Origin of the sequence: Neobacillus drentensis NBRC 102427 (genome assembly GCF_001591445.1) — a bacterium.
Classification (GTDB): domain Bacteria; phylum Bacillota; class Bacilli; order Bacillales; family Cytobacillaceae; genus Neobacillus; species Neobacillus drentensis.
In genome coordinates this window covers 1-25,981 of sequence record NZ_BCUX01000049.1, presented here as the reverse complement: position 1 = coordinate 25,981, position 25,981 = coordinate 1, and the positions used below count along the sequence as shown (strand labels likewise).

27 protein-coding genes are annotated in these 25,981 nt (G+C 40.0%); all 27 read right to left on the bottom strand.

Features of this window, described 5'->3' with window-relative positions; genetic code table 11:
- Window positions 1-85 precede the first annotated feature (85 nt).
- The 27 genes from hpt to yabG all read right to left on the bottom strand — a co-directional run bounded on the left by hpt (window position 86) and on the right by yabG (window position 25,645).
- Window positions 86-631, bottom strand: a complete 546-nt coding sequence (gene hpt, locus BDR01S_RS19330; RefSeq protein WP_066249295.1) for a hypoxanthine phosphoribosyltransferase — start codon at window positions 629-631, stop codon at window positions 86-88.
- A 24-nt stretch (window positions 632-655) separates the two neighbouring features.
- Window positions 656-2,041: a tRNA lysidine(34) synthetase TilS gene (gene tilS / locus BDR01S_RS19325; RefSeq protein ID WP_082797505.1), complete on the bottom strand. Its 1,386-nt coding sequence runs from the start codon at window positions 2,039-2,041 to the stop codon at window positions 656-658.
- 198 nt (window positions 2,042-2,239) lie between these two features.
- Window positions 2,240-3,253: a serine/threonine protein kinase PrkT gene (gene prkT, locus BDR01S_RS19320; protein ID WP_066249292.1), complete on the bottom strand. Its 1,014-nt coding sequence runs from the start codon at window positions 3,251-3,253 to the stop codon at window positions 2,240-2,242.
- The gene (locus tag BDR01S_RS19315; protein ID WP_066249289.1) at window positions 3,222-3,959 is read right to left on the bottom strand and encodes a vWA domain-containing protein; all 738 of its coding nucleotides are present in this window, start codon (window positions 3,957-3,959) and stop codon (window positions 3,222-3,224) included. Before BDR01S_RS19315 ends, prkT begins: the two co-directional genes overlap by 32 nt.
- Before the next feature lie 95 nt (window positions 3,960-4,054).
- The gene (gene spoIIE, locus BDR01S_RS19310; protein WP_066249287.1) at window positions 4,055-6,529 is read right to left on the bottom strand and encodes a stage II sporulation protein E; all 2,475 of its coding nucleotides are present in this window, start codon (window positions 6,527-6,529) and stop codon (window positions 4,055-4,057) included.
- Window positions 6,530-6,675: 146 nt separating this feature from the next.
- Window positions 6,676-6,822: a hypothetical protein gene (locus BDR01S_RS25465; RefSeq protein ID WP_157406212.1), complete on the bottom strand. Its 147-nt coding sequence runs from the start codon at window positions 6,820-6,822 to the stop codon at window positions 6,676-6,678.
- Window positions 6,823-6,908: 86 nt separating this feature from the next.
- The gene (locus BDR01S_RS19305; RefSeq protein WP_066249284.1) at window positions 6,909-7,346 is read right to left on the bottom strand and encodes a S1 domain-containing RNA-binding protein; all 438 of its coding nucleotides are present in this window, start codon (window positions 7,344-7,346) and stop codon (window positions 6,909-6,911) included.
- A 95-nt stretch (window positions 7,347-7,441) separates the two neighbouring features.
- Window positions 7,442-7,825 carry an FtsB family cell division protein gene (locus BDR01S_RS19300; protein ID WP_066249281.1) on the bottom strand — a complete coding sequence of 128 codons (384 nt, stop codon included), beginning with the start codon at window positions 7,823-7,825 and terminating at the stop codon, window positions 7,442-7,444.
- Window positions 7,826-7,838: 13 nt separating this feature from the next.
- Complete coding sequence (yabQ, locus tag BDR01S_RS19295) at window positions 7,839-8,471, bottom strand: spore cortex biosynthesis protein YabQ (RefSeq protein WP_066249279.1); 633 nt, start codon at window positions 8,469-8,471, stop codon at window positions 7,839-7,841.
- Window positions 8,468-8,770, bottom strand: a complete 303-nt coding sequence (yabP, locus tag BDR01S_RS19290) for a sporulation protein YabP (RefSeq protein ID WP_066249276.1) — start codon at window positions 8,768-8,770, stop codon at window positions 8,468-8,470. Before yabP ends, yabQ begins: the two co-directional genes overlap by 4 nt.
- A 77-nt stretch (window positions 8,771-8,847) precedes the next feature.
- Window positions 8,848-9,123, bottom strand: coding sequence for an RNA-binding S4 domain-containing protein (locus BDR01S_RS19285; RefSeq protein WP_066249273.1), 276 nt, complete (start codon window positions 9,121-9,123; stop codon window positions 8,848-8,850).
- A gap of 19 nt (window positions 9,124-9,142) precedes the next feature.
- Window positions 9,143-10,615: a bifunctional methyltransferase/pyrophosphohydrolase YabN gene (yabN, locus tag BDR01S_RS19280; RefSeq protein ID WP_066249271.1), complete on the bottom strand. Its 1,473-nt coding sequence runs from the start codon at window positions 10,613-10,615 to the stop codon at window positions 9,143-9,145.
- A gap of 2 nt (window positions 10,616-10,617) precedes the next feature.
- Window positions 10,618-12,231: a putative polysaccharide biosynthesis protein gene (locus BDR01S_RS19275; RefSeq protein ID WP_066249269.1), complete on the bottom strand. Its 1,614-nt coding sequence runs from the start codon at window positions 12,229-12,231 to the stop codon at window positions 10,618-10,620.
- Window positions 12,232-12,355: 124 nt separating this feature from the next.
- Window positions 12,356-12,892 carry a stage V sporulation protein T gene (gene spoVT, locus BDR01S_RS19270; protein WP_066249267.1) on the bottom strand — a complete coding sequence of 179 codons (537 nt, stop codon included), beginning with the start codon at window positions 12,890-12,892 and terminating at the stop codon, window positions 12,356-12,358.
- Between the two features lie 165 nt (window positions 12,893-13,057).
- Window positions 13,058-16,603 carry a transcription-repair coupling factor gene (mfd, locus tag BDR01S_RS19265; RefSeq protein ID WP_066249264.1) on the bottom strand — a complete coding sequence of 1,182 codons (3,546 nt, stop codon included), beginning with the start codon at window positions 16,601-16,603 and terminating at the stop codon, window positions 13,058-13,060.
- Between the two features lie 97 nt (window positions 16,604-16,700).
- A complete protein-coding gene (fin, locus tag BDR01S_RS19260) occupies window positions 16,701-16,931 on the bottom strand; it encodes an anti-sigma-F factor Fin (RefSeq protein WP_066249261.1) in 231 nt (76 codons plus the stop codon).
- A gap of 147 nt (window positions 16,932-17,078) precedes the next feature.
- Window positions 17,079-17,639 (bottom strand): aminoacyl-tRNA hydrolase, encoded by a 561-nt coding sequence (gene pth / locus BDR01S_RS19255; protein ID WP_066259545.1) that lies wholly within the window; start codon window positions 17,637-17,639, stop codon window positions 17,079-17,081.
- Between the two features lie 173 nt (window positions 17,640-17,812).
- Window positions 17,813-18,442, bottom strand: a complete 630-nt coding sequence (locus tag BDR01S_RS19250) for a 50S ribosomal protein L25/general stress protein Ctc (RefSeq protein WP_066249258.1) — start codon at window positions 18,440-18,442, stop codon at window positions 17,813-17,815.
- 156 nt (window positions 18,443-18,598) lie between these two features.
- On the bottom strand, window positions 18,599-19,555 hold the full coding sequence (locus tag BDR01S_RS19245) for a ribose-phosphate diphosphokinase (RefSeq protein WP_066249256.1): 957 nt from the start codon (window positions 19,553-19,555) through the stop codon (window positions 18,599-18,601).
- Between the two features lie 23 nt (window positions 19,556-19,578).
- Window positions 19,579-20,952: a bifunctional UDP-N-acetylglucosamine diphosphorylase/glucosamine-1-phosphate N-acetyltransferase GlmU gene (glmU, locus tag BDR01S_RS19240; protein ID WP_066249253.1), complete on the bottom strand. Its 1,374-nt coding sequence runs from the start codon at window positions 20,950-20,952 to the stop codon at window positions 19,579-19,581.
- A 207-nt stretch (window positions 20,953-21,159) separates the two neighbouring features.
- The gene (gene spoVG, locus BDR01S_RS19235; RefSeq protein ID WP_003347151.1) at window positions 21,160-21,450 is read right to left on the bottom strand and encodes a septation regulator SpoVG; all 291 of its coding nucleotides are present in this window, start codon (window positions 21,448-21,450) and stop codon (window positions 21,160-21,162) included.
- Between the two features lie 151 nt (window positions 21,451-21,601).
- Complete coding sequence (locus tag BDR01S_RS19230; protein WP_066249251.1) at window positions 21,602-21,976, bottom strand: RidA family protein; 375 nt, start codon at window positions 21,974-21,976, stop codon at window positions 21,602-21,604.
- Window positions 21,977-21,991: 15 nt separating this feature from the next.
- Window positions 21,992-22,810 carry a pur operon repressor gene (gene purR, locus BDR01S_RS19225; RefSeq protein WP_066249249.1) on the bottom strand — a complete coding sequence of 273 codons (819 nt, stop codon included), beginning with the start codon at window positions 22,808-22,810 and terminating at the stop codon, window positions 21,992-21,994.
- A 56-nt stretch (window positions 22,811-22,866) separates the two neighbouring features.
- Complete coding sequence (gene ispE, locus BDR01S_RS19220) at window positions 22,867-23,736, bottom strand: 4-(cytidine 5'-diphospho)-2-C-methyl-D-erythritol kinase (protein ID WP_066249247.1); 870 nt, start codon at window positions 23,734-23,736, stop codon at window positions 22,867-22,869.
- Window positions 23,737-23,977: 241 nt separating this feature from the next.
- Complete coding sequence (locus BDR01S_RS19215) at window positions 23,978-24,142, bottom strand: small, acid-soluble spore protein, alpha/beta type (RefSeq protein WP_066259543.1); 165 nt, start codon at window positions 24,140-24,142, stop codon at window positions 23,978-23,980.
- A gap of 146 nt (window positions 24,143-24,288) precedes the next feature.
- Window positions 24,289-24,552, bottom strand: coding sequence for a biofilm formation stimulator Veg (gene veg / locus BDR01S_RS19210; protein ID WP_066249244.1), 264 nt, complete (start codon window positions 24,550-24,552; stop codon window positions 24,289-24,291).
- A gap of 208 nt (window positions 24,553-24,760) precedes the next feature.
- A complete protein-coding gene (yabG, locus tag BDR01S_RS19205; protein ID WP_066249241.1) occupies window positions 24,761-25,645 on the bottom strand; it encodes a sporulation peptidase YabG in 885 nt (294 codons plus the stop codon).
- Window positions 25,646-25,981 lie beyond the last annotated feature (336 nt).

Below are 25,981 nucleotides of genomic sequence, written 5' to 3'. Positions count from 1 at the left end.
TCATAAAAAATCTTACAAATTCAAGGAATTACACTCATTCGTAAGGTTATATATTGTTACTTTAGGAATGAGCTGATAAGTAAGTCTAGAGATTATTGCTGTATACTTCAGGTTTTAAGACACCGATATATGGAAGGTTTCGATATTTTTCAATATAATCCAAGCCATAACCGACAACAAACTCATCTGGGACAATAAAACCAACATAATCAGCCTTAATGGCACTTTTTCTACCTGTCGGTTTATCCAGCAATGTCACAATCTTGATTGACTTTGCCTTACGATATTTAAATAGGTCAACCAAATAACTAAGGGTTAAACCGCTATCGATAATATCTTCAATAATGAGAATGTCTCTTCCTTCGACAGATGTATCTAAGTCTTTGAGAATTTTCACTTCACCGGAAGAAACAAACCCTGTTCCATAGCTTGAAACATCCATAAAATCCATTTCAAGATAGCAATCCATTCGTTTTAATAAATCCCCCATAAATGGCATCGCACCTTTTAGAACACCAATAGCAAGTGGAAATTTATCCTGATACTCTTCCGTTAACTGTGCTGCCAGCTCGCGGATTTTCGTTTGAATCTCTTCTTCTGTAACTAACACTTTTTCGATATCCTGTTTCATTCTAATTGTGCCCCCTAGAAGATACTACTTTTGATATGTGAATAGTATATATTTTTCAGCTGCAAAATCTATACCTTCAAATGAAGATTTTTTTAAACCTGGAAGCCAGATAATAGAACCTTCTTTGTCGGTTAGTACAGGCCACATATTACGTTCCTGAACTGGTACTTTCTGATCAATGAATATTGATTTTAACTTTTTTGACCCTTGCATTCCCTTTATTGACATCCGATCGCCTATTTTTCTAGAACGGATTATAATGGGCCACTTCATGCTGCTTACTTTAAACAATGCCGTATTTGAATCTGTTGTTGGAATTTCTCTCTCAATATACTCAGCTCTAATTTCCCCTCCATTCGGCAATACAATCATTCCAGGCCCTGTCATTTTAAAATGATAGGATTCACCTTCATTCGGTTGAAATTGGAATGAAAGGGAATGATAGGAACGAAAAACGTGTAATCCATTAGGAAAATTAAGTTGACCTGATGGTTGAGAATGATGAACTATGGAAAATATTTGATCGATATGTACTGCAGATAAAGAAGCAGGTTTTTCTTTGTAAAGATAGTTTAATATTAGATGAATCCCTCTTCTTTGTAAAGGTAAAGGCATTTCAAGAAAGCTAATAATGTCAATGGTAATTTTGTCTTCTTCTTTTTCAGTGATTACTTTATTCATTCGTTGTCCTGTTAATTCCTGAAGAAAAGTTTCATCACTTGTTATTTCCTCACTAAATCGTTGAAATTGTTCATGGACATGTGGATTTTCCTTTTTTAAAAAAGGGACAACTTCTTTGCGAAATCGATTCCTGCTATAGATCCCTTTCTCATTACTCGGGTCCATTCGCGGGCTAAGTCTATGCTTTTGGCAATATTCCTGTATATCATCCCTTTCCAGTCCCAAAAACGGACGGAAAATCGTTCCACTTGCAAATGGCCGTGAAAATGGTATACCTGCACGAGCCATGCCCGTACTGCCCCTCGTTAATCTCATTAGCATCGTTTCCATTTGATCATCACCGTGATGAGCAAGTGCTAACCAAGGATACTGATACTTTTCCATAATCTTCGAAAAAAACTCATACCTTACATCTCTTGCAGCAATTTGTGAACTTTTACCCGTACTCCTGATAATTTCCGGCACATTAATCCGAGTCATTTCAAACGAGATGCTATTCTGTTCACAAAAATCTTTAACGAACATCGCATCCTCATAGGACTCTTGACCACGAAACATATGGTCTACATGGGCAACAACGAGGCGCATATTCTGTTTCTCTTTTTCCGCAAGCAAAAAGTGAAGAAGTGCCAGCGAATCCGGCCCTCCCGAAACACCAATGACCATCTTTTTAGATGTTAAACTGAATGTCTGGTGAGTAAGAAAGGCCTTAACCTTAGTTTCCAACATATGATTGCATCTTCCTTAAAACAAAGTTTAGAACTTCAAAACGTTAAGAATAACATTAGTCTACCACTATTAAGAATAAACTATCAAAGCATTGGCATTACAAATTGCTTAGAAAATTTTCCTAATTATCCGCTTAAATAACTACTTATAAAATTACCTTTCTTCTTATACGGATGACCTAAGAAATAGTTTCAACCTTTATAATAATTTATTGAACGTGTACCAGGCATATAAAAGGCCTAACACGAGGGCTATTAACCAAAATTCCATCCAGCCGCTCTTTTTCTTCTTTTTCCGATAGTGCTGCCGTGTTACAGGCTGGTTCGCGTTTGAGTCCTTTCGGGGCGGCTGTTTTTGAGCAGGCTGGCGTGCACTATTAGGCTTTATGAGCGGATCTGCTGCTTTTTTATCGACCATTAGATCTAATAATTCAGCTCTCATTTGTTTCGCGCTGCCATATTGGCCTTGAAGAGCTTTTAGGATGACCTTTTCCCACACTACTAGCTCTGGTTTTTGCCGGATGGCCTCTTTTAATTGAGAGATTCCTCCACTGGTTTTCGTCAGCCTTTTTGGATAGGCGGTATTAATCATAATCATCGCCACCGCAAACAGGTCATAGGTCCGCTCAGCCTTCCTAGAGCCTAATCCCCAATACCCACGGTCATAGAATTCAGTGAATTCCTTAATCGCTCTTCCTTGAATTGTCGTGCCGCCGACGTCAATACATCTTACTTTTGGCGGAGGTCCTGTGACTATTAGGTTTTCAGGCTTTAAGTCACCAAATACCCAGCCATTTTCATGAAGTTTGTCTAAATCATTTAAAAGCTGTAAGAATAAAACACTGGTCCATGATTTTCCCTTTTGTTGTAAAAAGGAGAGAAAGTCAGGACCCTGAATATATTCCATCACATAAAAAGAAATGCGTCCGCGATTACTCTGCCAATCGTCGACATCAAGCAAAGAAGGCCCAAGGGTTGGGGGTCCCTGGACCTTTGCTAAGGATTTTAAAACATTTACCTCGGAAGTGACCGACATCCCATTGTCACTCATTTTTAAAGCGACTTGTGTGTTCTTATGCTTGGCAAGGTAAACCACCCCGTTTGCTCCAAATCCAAGTTCCTTTATAATCGTATACTCCTTTGAATGCCACTTTCCTGTAATGACTGTCCCCGGGCTTACCCTACATTGACTCTTCAAAGTATGATTCATCATCACGTGAAAGCAGGCTCCTTAAGGATTGTTTTTCTTCAAATGAGGATAATGCGGTCCGTAACGCTGGCCCTGTCGGCGTAATTCCACCAGTTGACAGCTGGGAGAATACGCTTGTCAATGTTTGCAGTTTTGGTGTCCAATCCAGCAATTTTTCGACATCTTTCTTTTTCCCGGGAAATACATAGACCGAAAATTGATTATCACCTGTTCGAGCGTTCAAGCTTAGAGAGAGGTCAAGCAGTGCTTCCTTCACGGTCGGAAGTTTGTGTTTCATACTTGCACTTGTATCGACAAGAATCAACACCTCTAATTCGACAGTTTCTCCTAATTCATCGACAACCTCCATCACTTCCCCGCGTTTCTCGGGGGGAAGGTCTTCCATGGTTTGTGAACGTCCTAGAATTTGCTGCAATTCACGGTTGACCACTCCTTGAATGGTTTGGTTCATCGCTTTACGAGTGACCATTTGAACGGTTTGCGAGAGTTGCTGAGCATAGACAATCTGACTGACGCCACCGCCTGACATCGCAATCCCGTCAATTTCAGCTATTCCTTTTTCGTCAATCGTATCCTGTTCCATCACACCGATTACATTAACGGTGATTCCCTGTTCTTTTGCTAGTGCAGCCATAACAATTGGATCGTCCCCTTGATTGGAACATCCATCAGTAATCAGTAAAATTTGACGTATTTTCCCTGTATACATAACCTTCTCCCTCCACAACATGTATTGGTACCATTTTCGACGGGATGTAAATGATTTATACATATTTTAAAGGGAGATGGCATAAAATAACTTGTTTACGCCTGACGCTTTAATTTTTGAACAGGAATGGACGCCCACTTTGGCGTATTATGTTTAATTTTTGCTACGGTCACGGTCATGTCATCATGAATGATTTCCGATCTCGACCGGATCACTTCTTCTAAAATTAAATCAGCTACCTCCTGCGGATTATCTGTTTCTAGTCCTTGTAATTTTCTTTTCATCCATAAATCATAATTCTCAACATGCAACGGACCTTCAAACACCCCATCGCTCATCATAATCAAGAGATCCCCAGCTTTTAGCTGTTCACTGACCACGTCCACTTCAAATTCCTGAATCATACCTATTGGCAGATTACTTGCCTGGATTTTAATAATCTTATTCCCTCTTTTAATAAAGCTCGGTGTTGAACCAATTTTAAGAAATTTGGTTGAAGCATTTTGCAGGTCAATCATCGCTAAATCTAATGTAGAAAAAATTTCATCCGTCGTCCGAAGTGAGAGAATGGAGTTAACTGATTTAATCGCTACCTTTTCTTCAATCCCTGATTGGAGAATTTTTTGTAAAAGAAGCAGTGTTTCTTTACTTTCGTAATGAGCCCTTTCACCATTTCCCATTCCATCACTAATGGCAATTGCATATTTCCCTAATCCAAGTTCAATCGTCGAATAACTGTCTCCCGACACCAGCCCGCCGTCCTTAGCCGCATGGGCAATACCTGTCTCTACCGTATATGCCTTGGAGGACCGGAATGTCACATGACAAAAGTCATTCGAATAAGTTGCACATTCTTCCTTATTTACAACAATCGTTTCCCCCAGAATATCAGATAGCATCGGAGCAATTAATTTGTCACATTCACCATGGCCATCGCAAAACGGTAAAGACATCTCAATATCGACATTTCCTTGCTCAAGGCTATAGATCTCCACTTGTTCAATATGGATTCCGAACGATTGCATTGCCTCCATAATTTGTTCTTCCTGCTTGTGGTGGTTTTCTCGTTCCCGTTGAATTTCTTTTGCGAAATTATCCATTACTTCGGACACACCTAACAATTGTTCAGCAACCAGCCTGCGGCTTTCCCGAACTTGCTTTTTCAACTTCTGATTGGCTTGAAAAAACGTTAATTCTTGTCCAATCGATTCATACACTCGTTTTGAACGGGTACATATCTTTTCCCACTCACGGGATAGTTTAGGAGAAACATTTCCATCGTTTTGATCCATTTCATGAATAATTTCTTCCATATAGGCATAGGTTGTATTAAAATTATTTGCCCAGCATTGATCCTTCTTAAAGCAGGTTTGGCAGGTTTTTTCAGTAACGTTACTCATAAAGTAATCCATTTCCCGATCACTTTCATCTTCCTTCGGTTGACTTTCCATTTGTGAAAAGCTTTTGGACAGGGCATGGAAGACGCTAGAGAACTGTGACACCCGCTGTGCCGTAACATCGCGCATTTTACGCATATATTTTTGTTGCTCCGCTGTGTATTCCGGTGTACCAGGGATATACTTTGCTAATCGAGAAGTTAATACCTGAGGTGTTAAGAGGAATAGAAAGATGGCTGCCGCTGTCTCCAATACCGTAAGCTGGATGGAACCGCCGCCTTCCCCATACATGCCAATTAGAAGCGTAGCGATAAATAAACCGATGGAAACACCAATTTTTTTCCCTTCCTTCATCAATCCCCCCAAGACACCAGAAAAAGCAAGCAGGCTCATATGGTAAAAACTAGAGACACTCGCCAGACTAAATATCAACCCCGTGACGACCCCAACAGTGGAGCCAACTGTTGCCCCGGCGATAAACGAAAATACCAATACTAAGTATCTCGACATGATATGCTCAATCGACAGGTCATAAACCTTCCAGCCAATTGTCCCCGTCATAATTGAAGCAAGCATGATAATCAGACAAACGATTTCTTCTGTTTTTAACAATTGTCTCCGTTTGTTAAAGGTTAACAATGGAATACTTTGGAGAAAGATGAGCGTCAAAATAAACGCAAGACTGGTTTGGACCCCGACCATCATTAAATCATAGAGTGTCAATTGTCTTGAAAGAATAAACGCTTCCGCCAATTTTCCGAGTCCAAGGACAATAGCGACAATAAAAGGCGTCCATTTCATATCATTGATGATCCATTTCTTACAAATTCTAAAGACTATCATAAATAAAATGGTAATTATAAAGGTAAAGGCCGCATTTGTGAGTGAAATAGTTACTGCTCCAATAATTAGTCCGATCAGGGCAAGCGGTGCCCGATCTCGCTTAATTAAATACACGGAGGCAAAAAAGGGTAGGCAAAAAGGAGTTAGTTTTGCCAAAATCAAAGCCCGTCCAAGTAAAAAGCCAACCAATAATAACAAGTATCCCTTTTTTATGAAAAAGGACTCTAGCATTAGTTGAAATTTTTTCAATCCATTTTGCAAAGCCCATTTGGATGAATGCAGATTAACTTCTCTGACTGGTTCTATGAAACTAGCATTTGTCTTTTCCATAAATCACACTCCCTATTCTTTCACTGTTCAGACTATTATAAAATTAATAGTCAGAAAAGTTTGTCAAATTAGTGAACAGGCTTTAAAAATCGTTCGACTGTTTTCACTATAATCATTCAATTAATATTAATTAGTGTCGTAGAGTGTCAGGCTCTATTAAACTTGGCTGTTGATTTCCGCTCCAGGCGCTTCGCTTTCCGCGGGCGGTCCGGGGAGCCTCCCGCAGGAGTCTTCGCGCCTTCCGCTCCAATCAACTTTGCTAATAAATCAATAATTACTCTTACCACTGCCATTATTTGAACAGCAAAAAAGACAGGCCATTTCGGCCTGTCTTCTATTTATGATATTGAGTGAAGCATCCTTATAAGTTAGCAGCAAGTTACCCCCGCTTAGCTCCTCTTCCTCCGCGCTTGGACTCTGTGCTCCGTTTTAAGGAAGATAAACGATCCTCGCTATCTTTTAAAAATTTTGCCATTTTGGTTTCAAAATTTTCTGGCTTAAAATTATTGCGATCGTTGTTTCTACCCTGGCGTGGACGTTGTGAGTTTGAGTTTGAATAAGATCGTTGCTGCGACTCCGGTCGATCCTTCGCCTTTTTAATCGACAGTCCAATTTTTCCATCCTTCTCAACATTGAGGACTTTTACCTCCACTTGGTCGCCAACCTTTAAATGGTCATTAATATCTTTGACGTAATTGTCAGCAACCTCGCTGATGTGCACGAGTCCTGTTGAGCCCTCCGGCAGCTCCACAAACGCACCAAACTTAGTTATTCCTGTTACCTTCCCCTGTAACTTGCTGCCTACTTCAATTGACATAAAAAGAATGTTCCTCCTTAAAAGTATAAGAAATCAATATTACTCTATATTATACAAAAAGAAAAAAAACAGTGTCAATATGGCTACAAATTGGTTCATTTCCCCGTTTTTTCATCAGGAATATTAAAAATAACTTCATTTTTTTTTGAGAAGAAATATTCTTTCCTAGCTAACTTCGCAATATAATCATCGTCATTTAATTTAATAATATTTTCATTCAGAATATCTCGCTCATTCTTTAACTCCGTTAGCTGGTGAGTTAGTTCCTTCTTTTGGGCCATTTTAGCACTGAGCTTAGCAGTTTGGGCAATGTTACTGGAGATCATTAAATAGGAGAGAATACTGGCCAGTGCCAAAAACATCGCCAATCGCCTTACTAATAACTTCTTTTTCCTAGCTGAGGCAATTTCTGCATACTCCTGCTGTTTAACATACGTCGTCTGTATCTTAGAGACACTTTTCTTTTGTTCTGCTCCCATTCCCCTCACCGCCTTACTCTTTTGGTTTTTTCCATCTATTAAACAACTTACTTATATAATTCCTGATTTTGTGAAAATTTCCTGCCGTTTTATTATATAACTTCTCGACGGATTTTTTAAGACTTTTCGGCAAAAGTTTCCAAAAAATCAACACAATTTTTTGTAACGGTACAAAGATTATTTTCAAAATCAAGAGTAAAACCTTGCCAATAAATTTGATAAGGGTTAAAAGGGCTCTGCCAATTGCAATGATAATGACAATAACCAGCTGAATAAGACCCACGATTGGTTTATAAATCAAGAGTTGAAACATTTTTTTAATAAAACGGCTGACAGCAAGGATTGTTTTTATTGTCAGCTCAAGCAAGTGAAGGTAAGTCCCTTTAAATAAACTCTGATAGGCGGCAAATCCACAAAGAAGCGCGAGAAAGATATAAAATCTTAGTTCCCCATTATTCACTAAAAATAACGTGTAAAAAATAATCACTGCTTGGATGATCCAAAATAATAAATCATTAAAAAAGACAATCCACTGCTTTCTTTTCGGCCGATTTAAAAACCGTTGATAGGTATCGAACATAGCGCCAAATAATGACCCCATTCCAATCATCGAAAGCAATGTTATAAATTGAGTTGAGAGGGTCATCGGAATAACTTACTAAAGAACCCTTTAGCTTTCTCCCCATGCTGCTCATCAAGGTAGACTAAATCGAAAATTTTCCCCTTAATTGAAACAATCCCCTTTTCCACATCGAGATTTTTCATTTGCAGATTTTGTCCTTTGATTGCTAAAAATCCCATCGATGTTTCTAATAAAAATTCTTCATTATCAAAACTTTCCACTTGTTTGACACCGGTAATCTCAAGAAGCTTTCTGCCTCTCATGATGACATCATGGTCTGGAACGCTGCTTTTTGTTGGATTATTATCATAGTACTGGTTCATTAACATCCCCCACAATCATTTGTACAACCTTTTTGATACATATTTATGTGAGGGATTTAAAAATTAGAACCTGGTTACTAGAATGGAAATTCTGATTGGCCAATTCTTTCTTCATTAATAATCGTATACATCTCTCCCGCTTCTTCTTTACGGGTTGTATCCTGGATACGGTCAATCCGAGCAGTAACTTTTCTTTGCCCAAGGCGAATCGTTAATTCATCGCCGACTTTCACCGTTGAACTCGCCTTTGCCTCTTTCCCATTAATTTCGATTCTTCCTTGGTCGGATACTTCTTTTGCCAAAGTCCTTCTTTTGATTAAGCGCGATACTTTTAAAAATTTATCCAATCGCATGAGTAAATCTCCCCTTATTTTATAGTCCTTTTAATTTTGCTTCATCCCAATACTGGTCCAGTTGCTCCAGGGTATGCTCCTCAAAGGTCTTGCCGCTGTCCTTTACTTTTTCCTCGACAAATTGAAACCGGCGGGTAAATTTTTCGTTTGTTTCAAACAAGGCTTCTTCCGGGTGAATCTTCAAGAATCTCGCTACATTTACAAAAGCAAATAGTAAATCGCCAAATTCACCCTTTGCCCGAGCCATGCCCTCGGCTGTTCCGTCTAATTCATTCACAAATTCTTCGAGCTCTTCTTTCACTTTCGCTATAGCCGGGGTGATTTCCTGCCAATCAAAGCCAACCTTTGCTGCTTTCTTTTGGAGTTCGAATGCTCTTAACAAATTCGGTAAAGCCAGCGACACACCTTCAAGTAAAGAAGCAGGCACATGCATATCACCTTTCTCCTGCTTCTTAATTTCCTGCCAGTTTATTAAGGCTTCCTCCGCATTATCAGCCTCGGCATTTCCAAACACATGAGGATGACGGCGAATCATTTTCGCTGATAATCCCTCAATAATGTCATCAATCGAAAAATAACCATCATCCTCTCCAATTTGAGCGTGCAGCATGACCTGGAGCAGGACATCCCCCAGTTCCTCGACCAAGTGATCAATATCTTCACTATTAATCGCGTCAATCACTTCGTAAGTTTCTTCTATTAAATATTTTTTTAAGGATTCATGTGTTTGCTCCCTATCCCAGGGGCAGCCAGTCGGACTCCTAAGTTCAGTAATAATCTCCCTTAGTTTTGAAAAATTCTTTAAGAGAATTTGTTCCTCTTTGACGGGAGGAATATATACGGAGGTCAGATTGTTAATCGATACATTTCGATCCAGTTCATATAAAGGGACTTCTTCGATGATTTCCTGACTGCTTCCAGCAGCCGTGACGATATATACCGGGTAATCATCCGGTAACTTTTCCATCAACGTTAGTTTAACGTTAGAAGCAATAAATTGGTCATATACTTGGCTGACAATTATATGCTGGTCAATTTGCAGCTGTGCTTTGTTGAGGGATGTGCCATCCAGTAATTGAAACCCTTCGATCGGATCTATTTTTAAAGCTGTAAATAGGGCATCAATAAAACTTTGTCCACCACCAATGATTATTTCTATATTCCTTGTTGGACCATAAGCTAACAGAAGCTGCACGGCCCGCTCTGCAACAAGCGGGTGTCCGGGGACCGCATAGACAATCGATTCGTTTTCTGCCTTTTGTAATAGTGTCTGGACAATTTCTTCATATACTTCCTCAAATTGATCATGTTTTTCATAGACGGAATCAAATGAAGAGTAGCTTAATCCTTCTTTCTCCAGTTCAGCAACAACCGGATGCTCTTTCGTCCGTAAGAATAGCGAGCTTGCATTAAGTAATTTTTTATAAACACCAACAGGCAGCTGTTCCAAATCTCCTGCACCTAAGCCTAGAATTTCAATTCTTCTTACCATCTTTATTTCCTATCCTTTCGGGCGATTAATTTAATTAATTTACTTCCAAATGGAAAAAGTGCCAATTCTTCCTCACGAAAAACTTTACCTCTAATAATAATCAATAAAAAGACGAAACCACCTGCAATAACTCCGCTTAAGGATTGGAAGGCAGCTTCGGTGCGACCATAACCATCCGTGCCGAACATGAATAAATAAACCTTTAGAAAAAGGACCATTGCTGCAGTGGCGATGATAACAGTTTTCCAAAAATGAACCGAGAATAGCGAGATGCCTACTGTCTTTTTAAATTGAATCCAGAGAAGTGCTGTGACCAATCCCAGCGAAATAAGCGATGCAATGGCAGCCCCCATTGTTCCATAAAAAGGCACGAATAGACAGTTTAAGATATATTTTAACGGAAATATGATTAGAGCGGCGATTGCGGGAAATAACAGTACACCCGAGCCCTGCATAATGGCGATAATTGTGGATGCAAGTGATGTAAACAGAATCACAAAACTCAGTACCCCTAATACTGCCGAACCAGCTTCATTTTCAAAAAGCATCGTATTTGTTGGTCTAATGATTGCCCATAAACCTGATGATGCACCTAGACCGAAGATAATACTCACTTTAAGCGCAACTTGAATTTTGTGGTGTAATGATTCAGGTTTTGCAGACAGCCGCTCTTTTGTGATTAAGGGAACAAGGGTTAACGACATGGAGGCAGCAGCGATGGTTCCTAACTGGATTAACGGCTGTCCGCGGTCAAATATCCCCTTTAGGCTTTTGGCCAGGTCCTTTTCAATCCCACTTTCAACTAGCAGGGAGTAGAGATTCAACGCATCAGCTAATTGTATAAAGATCATAAACATCCCGCTTATACAAATCGTCAGGCCCTGATAGACAAGTGCCTTTAGAATCTTTTTGGCATCACCGGCATATCTTTGAAACATCCCGCGCCTTGGCGCTATTACCTTCCATTCTTTACGGATCCATATAAACATAAACAGAATAATACCTGAAATCATACTGCCGGTAATTGAGCCAAACATAGCCCCTCCGCCGACAAGATACAGGGAATATCCTTTTTCCATAAAAAGATAGGCCAAAAAGAGGATCGTCACTACTCGTGTCGTTTGTTCCCCCACCTGTGATAATGCCGTCGGGACCATATGCCCTATCCCTTGGTAATACCCTCTTAGGACAGACATGATCGGAAATAGCAAAAACACAATTGAGACAACCCTTAGTAGGATGGAGAGGTGGGGGTCATTCATCCACAAGGCAATACGGTCTGCGCCAAAGTAAAGGATAACGAAACAAATAAATCCAAAGAACTGCAAATAAAGAAAAGATACAAATAGAAGTAAGCGAGATCTATCGTCATCCCCTTTTTGCTTTTGCTCCGCATAGAGCTTAGAAATGACAACAGGAAAGCCAGTCGTCGAAAGAACAATGGCAATTCCATAAAACGGATAGATTTGTTGGTATATGTAAAAGCCAATATCGCCGACAATGTTTTGAAAAGGAATACGATAAAAGGCACTTAATATTTTCGTCATAAAAGCCGCAAGCATTAAAATAAAGGCTCCTCTAAATAGAGCCTTAGATGGATTCACAGACTTCTTCATTCACTCACCCTATCAAAAAATACAAACTCGAAGGTAATTATAGCATAGGGAAACCGCATTTAAACTAAATAAAAAAGACAGCAATGGCTGTCTTTTTAAACTTTGCAAAATAGAATTAGTTCTGTTAGGACTCCATCTGGCGAGCTAAGAAACTAGCCGCCGTTTCAACTGCCTTATGTTCCACTTCGCCAAGGGTTCCTTCTTTGGAGAAAATGATCACTGCCCCGATTGGATCACCATTTGCAATAATAGGGCCGATAGTATATGAAGTTACTGCCTCTTCATTTCCATCCACTAAAGCGATATCACCCTTTTGAGTGGAAAGCACCGAATTCCGTTCTTCCATTGTCTTTTCAACGATTTCACTAATATTTTTATTTAAGTATTCTTTCTTAGAACCCCCTGCCATTGAAATAACGGTATCTCTATCACAAATTAACACAGGGTTTCCAAGGCTATCAAAAAGTGCTTCAGCATATTCTTTGGCAAAATCACCCAATTCACTAATAGGTGAATATTTTTTCAAGATGACTTCTCCGTCTCGATCAACAAAAATCTCTAACGGATCCCCTTCGCGGATACGCAAAGTTCTGCGTATTTCTTTAGGAATGACAACACGACCCAAATCATCGATTCGACGAACTATTCCAGTTGCTTTCATCCAATGTTGCCTCACTTTCATCTGATGATTATTCAACTTGGTGAGTGACAATATTACCTTTTATATGTAATCATCACCAACTTTGAACTTAGTATCTTTCATCTGGAAAGTTCTATACATAATCGTAATAATTTTTCAAATATATTACAATTATTCCAAATTGGATTAATTCACAGTGTTTTCATGACCCTTTTTCGCCTGAGACAGTCCCTTAACCATTTCAAAGGCAATATTCAGCCATTCTGAGGTTTTATAATCCTTGACCTTGATAACAATTTTCAGCCTTGGTCCTTCCATCCCAGGAGAAATATTTCGGCCAAACTGACTGCCAATATGGAAAATCTTACTTCCGTCAATCGTGTTGGTAACCGGTTCAGACACGAGGATGGTTACCTCCTGTTTGGCCTGCTTAATTTGCTCTACCCCATTTAAAAGGGCATAAACCTTCATTTCTGCGATTTGGAAAAGGCAGGCAACCTCCTCCGGATATTCACCAAACCGGTCCTGCATTTCCTCTTCAAGCTCTTCAATATCCTTAAGGTTCTCCGCACCTCTAAAACGTTTGTACATCTCTATTTTTTGATGCCCATCCTTAATATATGTATCTGGAATATAGGCATCAATTTCAAGGTCGATTTCAACTGATTTTTTTTCGGCGGCTCCCGTCACCCCAATGGCCACTTTTCGCTCTTCAATCGCTTCTTTCAGCATTTGCGAATAAAGATCAAAACCAACTGAGTCAATAAAACCGTGCTGTTGGGCTCCCAATAAATTACCCGCACCACGAATCGATAAATCCCGCATAGCAATTTTAAAACCGGAACCTAGCTCAGTAAATTCCTTAATCGCTTGAAGACGTTTTTCTGCTACTTCTGTTAATACTTTATCTTTTCGATAAGTGAAGTAGGCGTAGGCAACACGATTAGACCGGCCGACCCGTCCGCGGAGCTGATAAAGCTGTGAAAGGCCCATGCGATCGGCATCATAGACAATGAGGGTATTCACATTTGGTATATCCACACCAGTTTCAATAATCGTCGTACTAACAAGAACATCAAACTCACCCGCTAAAAAGCCGATCATCACCGTTTCTAATTCATTTTCTGTCATTTGACCATGGGCACAAACCACACGTGCATCAGGGACAAGCATCGAGATTTCCTCTGCTTTTCGTTCAATATCTTCTACTCTGTTATATAAAAAGTAGACTTGTCCGTCGCGGGCTAGTTCCCTCTCAATCGATTCCCTTACTAAAGATCCATTATATTCCATTACATAAGTTTGGACAGGAAACCGATTTTCCGGCGGAGTTTCGATTACAGATAAATCACGGACTCCGAGCATCGACATATGCAGAGTTCTAGGAATCGGCGTTGCCGTCAATGTTAACACATCGACATTTGTTTTTAGCTTCTTAATTTTTTCCTTATGGGTAACCCCAAACCGCTGCTCCTCGTCAATAATCAACAACCCTAAATCACGATAAACAATATCCTTGGAGAGCAGGCGATGAGTCCCTACGACAATATCAATTGTCCCAGCCTTTAACCCTTTAAGCGTCTCCGTTTGTTGTTTTTTCGAGCGGAAGCGGTTTAACAGACCGATATTAATCGGATAATCCTGAAATCTTTCCCGCATTGTTTCATGGTGCTGCTGCGCCAAAATCGTTGTTGGCACAAGAAAGGCCACTTGCTTTCCGTCTGCGATTGCCTTAAAGGCCGCCCGAATTGCCACTTCTGTTTTTCCATATCCCACATCTCCGCAGAGGAGACGGTCCATCGGACGCGGTCTTTCCATGTCCTTCTTAATCTCATGAATCGAGCGGAGCTGGTCGTCTGTTTCTTGGTAAGCAAAGGATGTTTCAAATTCCCTTTGCATATCGCCATCCGGCGAATAGGCATAACCAACGGCTGCTTCCCGCTCTGCATATAATTTAATTAAATCGTCGGCAATATCTTCAACAGAGGACTGAACCTTTTTCTTTACCTTTTTCCAATCTGTTCCGCCTAGTTTATAAATCTTCGGCTCTTTTCCTTCTGAACCGACGAACTTCATTACCAGATCGATTTGTTCAACTGGAACATAAAGTTTATCTGTGCCCTGATAGCGGATATGGAGATAATCCTTATGAATTCCGTTAATAACAAGCGTTTCAATGCCTAAGTATTTACCAATCCCATGATTAACATGGACAACATAATCACCTATCTTCAGCTCGGAATAGCTCTTAATTCTTTCAGCGTTTGATAGTTTTTGACGATTAGTAGATTTTTTGACCCGTTTATTAAATAGTTCTTCCTCAGTGATTACGGCGATTTTCTGAATTGACAGCTCAAAGCCCGCTTGCAGGTTCCCCTTCATGATTTGAACCCGGCCAGGTAACAGCTGCTGATCTCCGGTCGTAATGCTGGCATGAACTTCATAGTCCTCAAGCACACGCTCTAACTTTTTTACCCGCTCTTCATCCGGTCCTAGGAATAAAATAGAATAATTGCTTTTCTTCCACCTGTCGATCTCCGCTTTTAATAAATGCATTTGCCCATGGAAGTTTTGCATTTGCTTACAGGAGATATTAATGATGTTTTGTGGACTTGTATTCGCTACATGACGTAAAAACAAGGACATATACACAATTGGCCTTTCCTTCTTTTGCAAAAGAACAGCTAAGTCATGTGATATATGTAAATCATGGATAATTTGGCCTGTGCCGAGTAAACTTGTATACCATTCTGCTTCTTCTTTTACTAAGGAATCATTCATTTCTTGAACTCGGCTGACTTCATCAATAAATACAAGGCCATTGCTTGGCAGATAGTCTAGTAAACTAGTAGCCCTATCGTAGGCTAGTGATAGGTATTTAAAGACTTGGTCAGGTTTTCGACCGTTTTTTAACTGCTCCAGTTCAAAACTGATATTTTGCGATAACTGCATTTTTGCATTATCATCTTTTAGTTTCCGAAGGCTTTTGCCCAATCCCGCTTCCAGCTGATCAATTATGCGGCTATAATTCTCTGCTTCTAACAATACCTCAGTAGCAGGTCCAATCATCATTTCAGAAACCTTCTCTTTCGAGCGTTGATCTTCAAGAGAGAAATATCGAATGGAGTCAATTTCCGTGTCGAATAATTCTATTCGAAGCGGATTTGCTTCGGTGAGTGGATAAATATCTATAATCCCGCCTCTTACGCTAAATTCCCCTGGAGTTGTCACCATTTCTTCTCGAATATAACCCATTTTGACAAAGGTATTTAAGGTTTTTTCGATATCGATATCTTCTCCTAATTTTAACGAGAGCTGGTATTCCTTCCATACATTCTTTGGAGGAACAATTTTCTTTAACCCTGCAATTGGGACAATTAAAATTCCCTTCTTATGCCTACTCCAGTAGTTTAAGGCTTCAATTCTTTGTGCTTTTAATTCCGGACTGGCAATGCTCATCTCGGCAGCAATTAACTCATTCGCGGGAAAAAGGAAAACTTCCTTCTCACTTAATAGATTGACAATATCATCATAGAGTTTTTGAGCTTGTAATAGATTATGGGTGACGAGCATGATCGGTCTTTGCATTTGTTCGTAGATTGAAGCCGTTAAAACGGTTCTAGAAGAACCCGATAACCCAGCAATCAGCTGCTCTCTTAATCCCTCTTCCACTCCCGCAATCACGGAATGGACATCTTCCTGCTTTAAAAATAACGATTTTAACGCTTTCAAAGTTTCTCCCCCCTCCTCATCAAAGTTCATATTAATAACGTTCTTATATTAGTAAATTATAAATAGAAAAACGCTTTGGAGTTCAGTCCAAAGCTGGTTAGTGAATAAGGAAATCGTATTGATGGTACTCTGGATTCCGCTCTAAAGCTTCCTGACAGTCTTCACAAATGGCCGTGATGTGAATGTCGCCGGACGAGTCATACGCAACCATTTCTAGTCTTTCTTGATCGGTTAGTTTATGAAGACCGAGGCTTTCGCTGTGTATCGATGCTTTATCAATTGAACCAATTTTGGTACCACAATGATGACAATGGTAATGGATGGCCACGCCTGTCCCTCCCTAATCTAGGATTCCATATTAGTATTAACCCACTAGGAGGAACTTATTCAATTAGATTAACCATTGTTATTTATGATCCTTCCCTAACGTTTTATTGCTCTATTGTATGAAAGAACGGCTTGTATCATGTGCAATTTACTGATTATATTCATTCATTACCTGAAGGAAGGGCTTCTCCAGCCATGCCGAGCATGCTTCTGCACTTTTCTTCACGGCATCCTCAGTTGGAGTCTTTTCATCGGGGTGAAAGCGCCCTAGAACATAATCAGGGACACTCATCCCTGCTTGCGGTCGGTCTATCCCAATCCTTATTCTGTTAAACTGCTGCGTGCCGAGATGGGCCACTGTGGACTTTATCCCATTATGGCCGCCCGGGCTCCCTTTTTGGCGAAGTCTGATCTTTCCGACAGGCAAATCAAGATCATCATAAATGACGAGCAAATCTTCGATGTCAACATCATAATAATCCATGACAGCTCGTATCGATTCCCCGGATAAATTCATATAGGTAAGCGGTTTTAATAATATTACTTTCTCTCCACTATGAAAACCAATCCCATACAGTCCTTTAAATTTAGACTGGTTTAGCGGGATTGTAAATTTACTGGACAGCGCATCAATTACTTCAAAACCAATATTGTGTCTTGTATGTTCATATTGTTTCCCCGGGTTACCTAAACCAACGATTAATTTCATTTTGGGTCCCACCTCTTCCGGTTTAGCCAACCTTTTAAATAGTTTACGAAACATCATTTTTTCTCCCATGACTAATTAATGCGATAAAAGACGTAATCTGAAGAAGATTACGCCTTACACTCTTAATTTACAGTGAACTTTGAATGTTGTCTAGCCCGAACTCTGTTACTTTTTTATTCAGGTGTGGTCTCTCTTCCTTCTTCGTTATCCGGATGACCCCCTGCTTGCTGTTCACCTGCATTAATTTCCTCTTCCTGCTTTGGTGGAAGAATCGAAGCGACAACCTCATCATTTTCATGGTTGATTGTAAAAGTTCCTTGATAGAGAATATCTGCAATTGTCAGCGTTTCGCCTACCTGCAGATTTGTTATATCGACTTCAATTTGCTGCGGAATTTGATCTGGTGTGGAAGTAACCGCTAATTGATGAAGAGGCTGTTGCAAGACGCCGCCGTCTTTTACACCTGCTGCCTCACCAACGAGAACGAGTCTAACATCCACATTAATCTTTGAAGACTTATCTACAGCTAAGAAATCAACGTGAATAATCTCTTTTTTAATAGAGTCCTCTTGGTAATCGGTTAAGACAACGTCTTGTTTGCTGCCATCAACATCAAGTGAAATGACGCCATTCCTGCCCACTTGACGAATCGTTTTTGTTAAGTCTGCTGAACTAATCGACACGGGCTTATTATCGACCTTCGCACCATAAATGATCGCAGGGATGTTCCCGGTATCTCGAATTGCCTTTAATGCGGAATGGCGGAATTCCTTCCGTTCTTTTGCCTGTAATACTGTACTCATGTTTAGTTACCCTCCTATTTTATCAAAAACTGTCTATATAAAAATGCCCCAAAAGAGGGAGGTCTAAACATTTTTTAAACAGTTCATTTTAAAAAAGGAAACTGTAAACAAGCAAAAGGAGGATCTGACCGATATGGCCAGATCCTTCATTTATGATCAATCAAATAAAGTACTTACGGATTGCTCTTCGTGAACACGAATAATGGCTTCACCTAAAAGTGGTGCAACGGATAAGTTAATAATTTTATCAATCTTTTTCTCTTCCGGAAGGGCAATCGAATTGGTAATCACTAATTCTTTGATTTTTGAATTTTGAATTCGTTCGATGGCAGGACCCGATAGGACTGGATGGGTACAGCAAGCGTACACTTCAGATGCACCGTTTTCAATTAATGCATTAGCAGCCAGTGTAATTGTACCGGCTGTATCGATGATATCATCAATTAAAATGGCAATTTTCCCTTCAATGTTACCGACGATATTCATTACTTCGGCTACATTTGGTCTTGGGCGGCGTTTATCAATAATCGCAATTGGAGCTTTTAATCGCTCAGCCATCTTTCGAGCTCTTGTCACTCCACCATGGTCTGGAGAAACAATGACAATGTCCCCTTGAAATTCTCTGGATTTAAAATATTCCGATAAGATAGGTACACCCATTAAGTGATCCGTCGGAATATCAAAGAAACCTTGAATTTGTGGAGCGTGCAGGTCGAGACAGATGACACGGGTTGCGCCTGCTGTTTCAAGCAAGGTTGCCACTAACTTCGCTGTAATCGGCTCACGAGCACGTGCCTTGCGATCCTGACGTGCATAACCGTAATATGGCATCACAATGTTAATTGTTTTAGCAGAGGCTCTTTTTAGGGCATCAATCATGATTAATAATTCCATGATATTTTCATTAACGGGCTGGCTGGTCGACTGGATTACATAAACATCACCACCACGGATACTTTCTTCGATATTGATTTGGATTTCGCCGTCACTAAATCTTGTGACTGAACATTTACCTAATTCCACACCGATGAATTTCGCGATTTCTCTTGCAAGAGGAAGATTTGAATTTAAACTAAATACCTTCAGATTTGGGTCTAAATATTGATTCGACATGATAGCCTCCTAAATTGATTCGCTTATTTCTTTAGATTCAGCTTTTGGACGTAATTTTCCTTATTCACTTGCTGTGCCCGGGCAATCGATAAAGCTTCACCCGGTACGTCTTTAGTGATGGTCGAACCGGCAGCCACATAGGCACCTTTCCCAATCGTGACAGGGGCAACTAGATTGGAATTGCAGCCAATAAAGACTCCATCTTCAATTTTCGTTAAATATTTATTCTTACCATCGTAATTCACTGTTATCGAACCACAGCCAATATTTACATCGGAGCCTACCTCTGCATCACCAATATAACTAAGATGTGAGGCTTTGCTTCCTTTTCCAAAGACAGCTTTTTTTATTTCAACGAAATTACCAATTTTCACTTCGTTGTGAATCATTGAATCCGGACGAATATGGGCAAAGGGCCCAATGTTGACCTGAGCGCCAATCGAGCTGTTATGGGCCACAGATTGACGGATTACTGTTTGGTCACCAATATGACATGAATCAATTTCAGAGTTTGGACCGATTTGACATTCTGAACCAATAACTGTTTTTCCTTTAATCATCGTTCCCGGATAGATAACCGTATCTTGCCCTATTTCTACATCGGTTTCTATATAGGTATTTGCCGGGTCAATGATGGTTACCCCATTCCGCATATGTGCTGTATTTGTACGGATACGCATAATTCGTTCGGCTTCCGCTAACGCCACACGGTCATTCACACCCAAAGTTTCTTCAAATTCGGCGGTTTGAAAGGCAGTGACCACTTCCCCTTGCATCTTGAGTATCTCAATCACATCCGGTAAATAATATTCCCCTTGAACATTGTCATTAGAAACATTCTTTAAGGCTTCAAATAATGCAAGATTATCGAAGCAATAAGTACCCGTATTGATTTCATTAATCTTTCTTTCGTCTTCAGACGCATCCTTATGCTCGACAATTTTTTCTACTAAACCGGCTGAGTTTCGAACGATTCGGCCGTATCCCGTTGGGTCTGAAATTTTGGCTGTAAGAATGGTCGCTTTTGCATTCAACTCTTCATGATGTTTAAAAAGAGCTTCCATTGTTTCAGCTTTAATTAAAGGAGTATCCCCACAAACGACAATCGTCACTCCTGCTTTCCCATCTAGCATGCTCTGTGCCTGGTTAACGGCATGGGCAGTACCTAACTGCTGGTCCTGAAGAGCATATTTACTGCTGTCACCTAATTGTGCTTGCACCATTTCTGCACCATGCCCAATAATTGTGACAATTTCCTGTATATTAAGCTTCATTACTTGGTCGACCACATGTTGAACCATCGGTTTTCCGCATACTGGGTGTAATACTTTATATAGCTTAGATTTCATCCGCGTTCCTTGCCCAGCGGCTAATATCACAGCATAACGATTATGCATGTTTGAGTCCTCCAATAAACCTTTTTATCCACTAAAAATATTAACGTAAATGGGCGCTCTTTTCAAGGTATGTGAGGGAAGTGTCTAATTTTGCAATAATTAGTTAATTATCAGGGGATTGGGGTTCAAAGGGGAAATCGGGGAATGTTAACGTTTTCAAACAATAAAAAGAGCCTTCTAGAAGAAAGGCCCTAGTTGTAAAAATCCTTAGGAAGCTCCGGCTTCTTCAAATTCTACTTCCAATTCACCTAAACGGTGGTACTCAGCCAAAACAGCTTCCTGAATTTTACCGCGTGTTCCGGAATTGATTGGATGCGCAATGTCACGAAATTCTCCATCCGGAGTACGTTTGCTTGGCATAGCTACAAATAAACCGTTGTTTCCGTCGATCACACGAATGTCATGAACAACAAATTCATTGTCCAACGTGATAGATGCGATTGCTCTCATCCGTCCATCCGTATTAACTCGGCGTAATCTTACGTCTGTTACTTCCATGTGCTCACACCCTTTTTTGATTGTTAAAAAGCTAAGTAATTAAATTCAACAACTTTTTCTGAAATCCTTCTTTATATTCAAAATATTTTAGAAAAATTAGGGCAAAATAGTGAACAGTTGTAAATCTGGAAGTGAATTAGAATTTATTTAGTTATTTAACGAGTGCAACCACTTCAATTTCCACTAAAACATCTTTTGGCAAGCGGGCAACCTCGACACATGAACGAGCAGGTTTATGGATAGAGAAGTATTCACCATAAACTTCGTTTAATGCAGCGAAGTCATCCATACTTTTAATAAATACGGTTGTCTTTACGACCGTTTCAAACGATGCACCTGCAGCCGTTAAGACAGCTTGTAAGTTTTGAAAAACTTGATGAGCTTGTTCTTTAATATCGCCGGTTACCAAGGCCCCATCAGCAGTTAATGGAATTTGTCCTGAGCTATAGAACATATTATTTACGATAATTCCTTGTGAATAGGGGCCAATAGCAGCCGGTGCTTGATTTGTTTGAACTGTTTTCATCGTAATACCCTCCATCTATTTATTAAAATAATTCCCAGCTTGAACATTAATCATTTTTCCCTTTACGTCCACATCAGATAGCTGGACGAGTGAAATATATTCATCGACAAGCCGCTCCTGAATTTTTTCGGCCTCAACTAAAACGGCAATTCCAGCCAAATGCCCATTAAATTCTTCGAGCATACTAATCATTCCTATGACCGTACCGCCAGCCTTCATAAAATCATCGACAATCAAGACGCGCGAATCTTGTTTCATGCTGCGCTTCGATAGGACCATCGTTTGAATTCGTTTGGCAGAACCGGACACATAATTAATACTGACTGTCGGCCCCTCCGTTACTTTACTATCCCTTCGGACAATAACAACGGGGACATTCAACTGACTTGCCACGGCGTAGGCAAGCGGAATTCCTTTAGTCGCAACTGTCATCACCACATCTATTTTCGCATCAGTATAGGCAGAGGCAATAATCCGCCCAGCCTGTTGCACGACGTTAGGATCACCTAAAATATCAGTTAAATATAAATATCCTCCCGGTAAAAGTCGATCAGGATTGGCAATCAGCTCACACAATTCATTGATAAAGGGTTCCGCTGCTTCTTGACTTACCTTTACAAAGAATTTTACTCCGCCTGATGCCCCCGGGACTGTTTGGATGGTGCCAATTCCTCTTTTTTCAAATGTTTCTTTAATAATCGCCAAATCTTCGCTGATCGATGATTTCGCCGAGGAATAACGCTCGGCAAAAAAGGTAAGCGGTACGAGCTGTCGCGGATGATCTAGTAAATAATTTGTCATATCAATCAAGCGTTCACTGCGCCGAAATTTCATAATACGCCCCCAAAAACACGAATATTCTAGTTATAGAATACCATTTTCGTACGTTTTTAATCAAGTGAGTGTCGTTCCCCTAACATCCGGACCGCAAATACTTGATCACAGAATCCTCTTAATCCATTATAAATTCGGTGCATTCTTGAATCATGCTGAACAATACCAAAAACCGTTGGACCACTGCCACTCATTAATACAGCATCTGCACCAAATCGTTTCATTTGTTCTTTTATTAGCGCAACTTCTGGGTGGAGGTTTAAGGTAACATCCTCTAAAACGTTCCCCACATTTTTGCACACCTTTTTGTAATCATGTTCATTAATCGCTTCAATCATGCCGGGAATGTCCGCATGGGTCATTTCATTGATATCCAGTCTTCGATATACTTCAGCAGTTGATACCCCTATAAACGGCTTTGCAAGGATGACCCAGCATGTCGGCGGAGCAGGTAATTCGGTAATCATTTCGCCTCGGCCCTTTGCCAAGGCCGTCCCGCCATAGACACAGAATGAAACATCCGATCCAATTTCACTCCCCAGCTCAGCCAATTGATCCAATGTTAATCCGAGATCCCAGAGCTTATTTAAGCCTCTCAAAGTGGCAGCTGCATCACTGCTTCCCCCCGCAAGCCCCGCGGCAACAGGAATGGTTTTTTCAATTGAAATCAACACACCTTTTTTGACATGGAATCTATCCTTCAAAAGCTGGGCAGCTTGAAAGGCTAAATTCCGCTGGTCGTCAGGAACATAGCGATTGTGAGAATGAATATGTATTTTATCTTCGTTTAATAATGATAGTTCAACCCGGTCAGCCAAATCAATCGTAGTCATAATCATTTCCACTTCATGATAGCCATCAGGGCGTTTGTGTAAAACATCTAATGCTAAATTTATTTTGGCCGGTGCTTTTACTAAAAGCCTCACTACGTCCACCTACTTCTATATTGTCCGGTTCCGAAAATCCACATTTTGTCCTATTTTACCACAAAACGATAAAAGTAAGACGTGTGATATGCGAAATCCTATCAAATTTCATAATTTATTATTAATTTTATAAGAAATAAGTCATTTTTTGAAGAAAATAAAAGCCAGAGGAGCTTGTCCTCTGGCCTTGCTGTGGTATGTGATTGATTAATCTCATAAGCGGAAGTGCTTTATTCAGAAGTTAACCCCTTGGACCCCGGCCAGCTAACTGTTCTTGTGCTAATTCAACGGCACGCTTGACCATATTCCCTGCATCCTTTGCCTTAATGCCGCCCCATCCTTCTCTTTGAACGACATCATAAAAGCCAAGCTCTTTCGCAAGCTCTTCTTTAAAGTGACGGGACATAATCCCTCTTCTTCTTCTGCCCACCTAAACAACCCCTTTCATACCACGGCATTTTTAGTATGGGAGAAAAGTTAGCTTTTCATGAAACTATTTATAAATAGCAAAAAGCAGTAAACAATTGTTTACTGCTGTGTATTGCTTATATACTAATTTAAGGCTAAGTGTCCTGATGCATCTTCGTAGAAAGTAATTTGAACTGTTTCTGTTAAAACATCGGCATAACTGTAAGAAACACGTTCAAATGAGTTTTCATCCTGATCTAATTCAATAACAAAAACAGATGGATAAGTTTCAGCTAAAACACCGGAACGTTCGATTGTTTTTCGACGACCTCCGTTAGCTTTAAGCAGTAATCTTTTCCCTAAATTTGTGTCTAGAGCCTTTTTGATATCGGCTAAGGTTTTTGGCATTCGGTCCACCTCACTGTGTAAAGTATAACACACTGACATAGTTATGTCAAACAAAAACATAAATTATATCAGTCAAACAAAAAGATTGTCAATATTTTTTATTCTACTTTTTCTACTAAATTTCAACATTCTTAGAGTTACCTTATATATGTGGGAATATGTATCGGCTAAGAAAATAAAAAAATAAGCCTTATCGGACAGCAAAGGCTTATTCATCCTCTTCTTGAATCGGCCGATAAGGCATTCCCGTTCGTAACACTCCCCTTGTATCAATACCTCCAAGTCCCTTTTCACCTGTTAATGTATTCCTTAATACGTCCCAGACATTAATTCTTTCCATAAAAGGTGTAAAGCTAATTTTGGCGACTATATAAACGGGGTCGAGGGCATGAATGTTAATCCGTTCAGGCGAGCTGGCAAAGTTTGCCCCCGCATGAATTAATGATTCAAAGTGCGATTGGCAAGCACCGGCAAAGATCACCAACTGATCTAAGTGAGGGATCTTTTTTCGTGCTTCCTTAACCGTTTGGACAAAATGCTTAGAATGGCGATATGCATTAATATCCGTCTTTTTTCCTTTTGCCTTTGAATACGCATCATGGCCGGTTATAACGAGAATATCGGGACGATACAGATTAATCAATCCCCCGATTCTTTCGGGCATTTCTTTTTCATTACAGTGTATACCTAAAACAGGGATTCCCACTTTTTCATACAGTATCATACATTTCTTCAAGTAGGATGGATCCCCATCCATATGAAGGACCTTCCCTGGCATTTGAAAATAATTACTTGGTTTTACATATCCGCCAGTCGCTTCATATTCCTGACGATTCTTAATTAATTCGACATCCTGTTTAAACAGCTTAAAAGACTGTTCCTCAAGTGTTCGGTACTCCTTTTCCAGCTTAACTCTTTGTAGATGGTCGACGACGACCAAATCCTCGTATGGCGCGTCAGCTACAAGACGAAAATCTTCTCCGTATAGGACTGCAATTTTCTGGTCATTTACTTTTCGAATATTAATTATGCGAAATAGAATATCACAGTTATACGAACGCCTGCCGACAATATCCGTTATTTTTATATCCACTGCCGTCACTCCAATAAGACCAGCACAAGGGCCTTTAAATAAAGTTTCTCTCATAGGCTATGCAAACACAGGCATCTATGTGAAAAAAATAGACCCTTTAAAAAGGGTAACGGGTTAACTTTAGAGGAATCAAAGGTTCGAGTAACCAGTGGTACTTAAAATAAGCGGAGGTTTTCCGGTTAAATCCATAATGGAGCTCGGTTCGAGGTATATAAGCGGAGGTTTTCCGGTTAAGCAAGGGAAAATTACCCACTTTCATGTTTTTCGAGGCAATAGTCGGAATTCCTCCGTCTATTTAGTCTATTTTCAGTCCTATTTCCTAAATAAGTGGAAATT

Coding starts and splice junctions, on each gene's coding strand:
- BDR01S_RS19305 (WP_066249284.1), bottom strand. CDS start 7,346: ATGTCAATTGAAGTAGGCAGCAAGTTACAGGGGAAGGTAACAGGAATA.
- yabN (WP_066249271.1), bottom strand. CDS start 10,615: ATGGTAAGAAGAATTGAAATTCTAGGCTTAGGTGCAGGAGATTTGGAA.
- hpt (WP_066249295.1), bottom strand. CDS start 631: ATGAAACAGGATATCGAAAAAGTGTTAGTTACAGAAGAAGAGATTCAA.
- yabP (WP_066249276.1), bottom strand. CDS start 8,770: ATGAACCAGTACTATGATAATAATCCAACAAAAAGCAGCGTTCCAGAC.
- BDR01S_RS19245 (WP_066249256.1), bottom strand. CDS start 19,555: ATGTCGAATCAATATTTAGACCCAAATCTGAAGGTATTTAGTTTAAAT.
- BDR01S_RS19315 (WP_066249289.1), bottom strand. CDS start 3,959: ATGTATACAGGGAAAATACGTCAAATTTTACTGATTACTGATGGATGT.
- BDR01S_RS19215 (WP_066259543.1), bottom strand. CDS start 24,142: ATGTCCCGTCACTTTAAAGAAGAGCTTGCGAAAGAGCTTGGCTTTTAT.
- BDR01S_RS19230 (WP_066249251.1), bottom strand. CDS start 21,976: ATGAAAACAGTTCAAACAAATCAAGCACCGGCTGCTATTGGCCCCTAT.
- tilS (WP_082797505.1), bottom strand. CDS start 2,041: ATGTTGGAAACTAAGGTTAAGGCCTTTCTTACTCACCAGACATTCAGT.
- pth (WP_066259545.1), bottom strand. CDS start 17,639: ATGAAATTAATCGTTGGTTTAGGTAACCCGGGGAAACAATATGAACAT.
- spoIIE (WP_066249287.1), bottom strand. CDS start 6,529: ATGGAAAAGACAAATGCTAGTTTCATAGAACCAGTCAGAGAAGTTAAT.
- BDR01S_RS25465 (WP_157406212.1), bottom strand. CDS start 6,822: ATGGCAGTGGTAAGAGTAATTATTGATTTATTAGCAAAGTTGATTGGA.
- BDR01S_RS19300 (WP_066249281.1), bottom strand. CDS start 7,825: ATGGGAGCAGAACAAAAGAAAAGTGTCTCTAAGATACAGACGACGTAT.
- glmU (WP_066249253.1), bottom strand. CDS start 20,952: ATGCATAATCGTTATGCTGTGATATTAGCCGCTGGGCAAGGAACGCGG.
- prkT (WP_066249292.1), bottom strand. CDS start 3,253: ATGATGAATCATACTTTGAAGAGTCAATGTAGGGTAAGCCCGGGGACA.
- veg (WP_066249244.1), bottom strand. CDS start 24,552: ATGCCAAAAACCTTAGCCGATATCAAAAAGGCTCTAGACACAAATTTA.
- yabQ (WP_066249279.1), bottom strand. CDS start 8,471: ATGACCCTCTCAACTCAATTTATAACATTGCTTTCGATGATTGGAATG.
- spoVG (WP_003347151.1), bottom strand. CDS start 21,450: ATGGAAGTAACAGACGTAAGATTACGCCGAGTTAATACGGATGGACGG.
- BDR01S_RS19285 (WP_066249273.1), bottom strand. CDS start 9,123: ATGCGATTGGATAAATTTTTAAAAGTATCGCGCTTAATCAAAAGAAGG.
- spoVT (WP_066249267.1), bottom strand. CDS start 12,892: ATGAAAGCAACTGGAATAGTTCGTCGAATCGATGATTTGGGTCGTGTT.
- purR (WP_066249249.1), bottom strand. CDS start 22,810: ATGAAATTTCGGCGCAGTGAACGCTTGATTGATATGACAAATTATTTA.
- BDR01S_RS19250 (WP_066249258.1), bottom strand. CDS start 18,442: ATGAGTACAGTATTACAGGCAAAAGAACGGAAGGAATTCCGCCATTCC.
- BDR01S_RS19275 (WP_066249269.1), bottom strand. CDS start 12,231: ATGAAGAAGTCTGTGAATCCATCTAAGGCTCTATTTAGAGGAGCCTTT.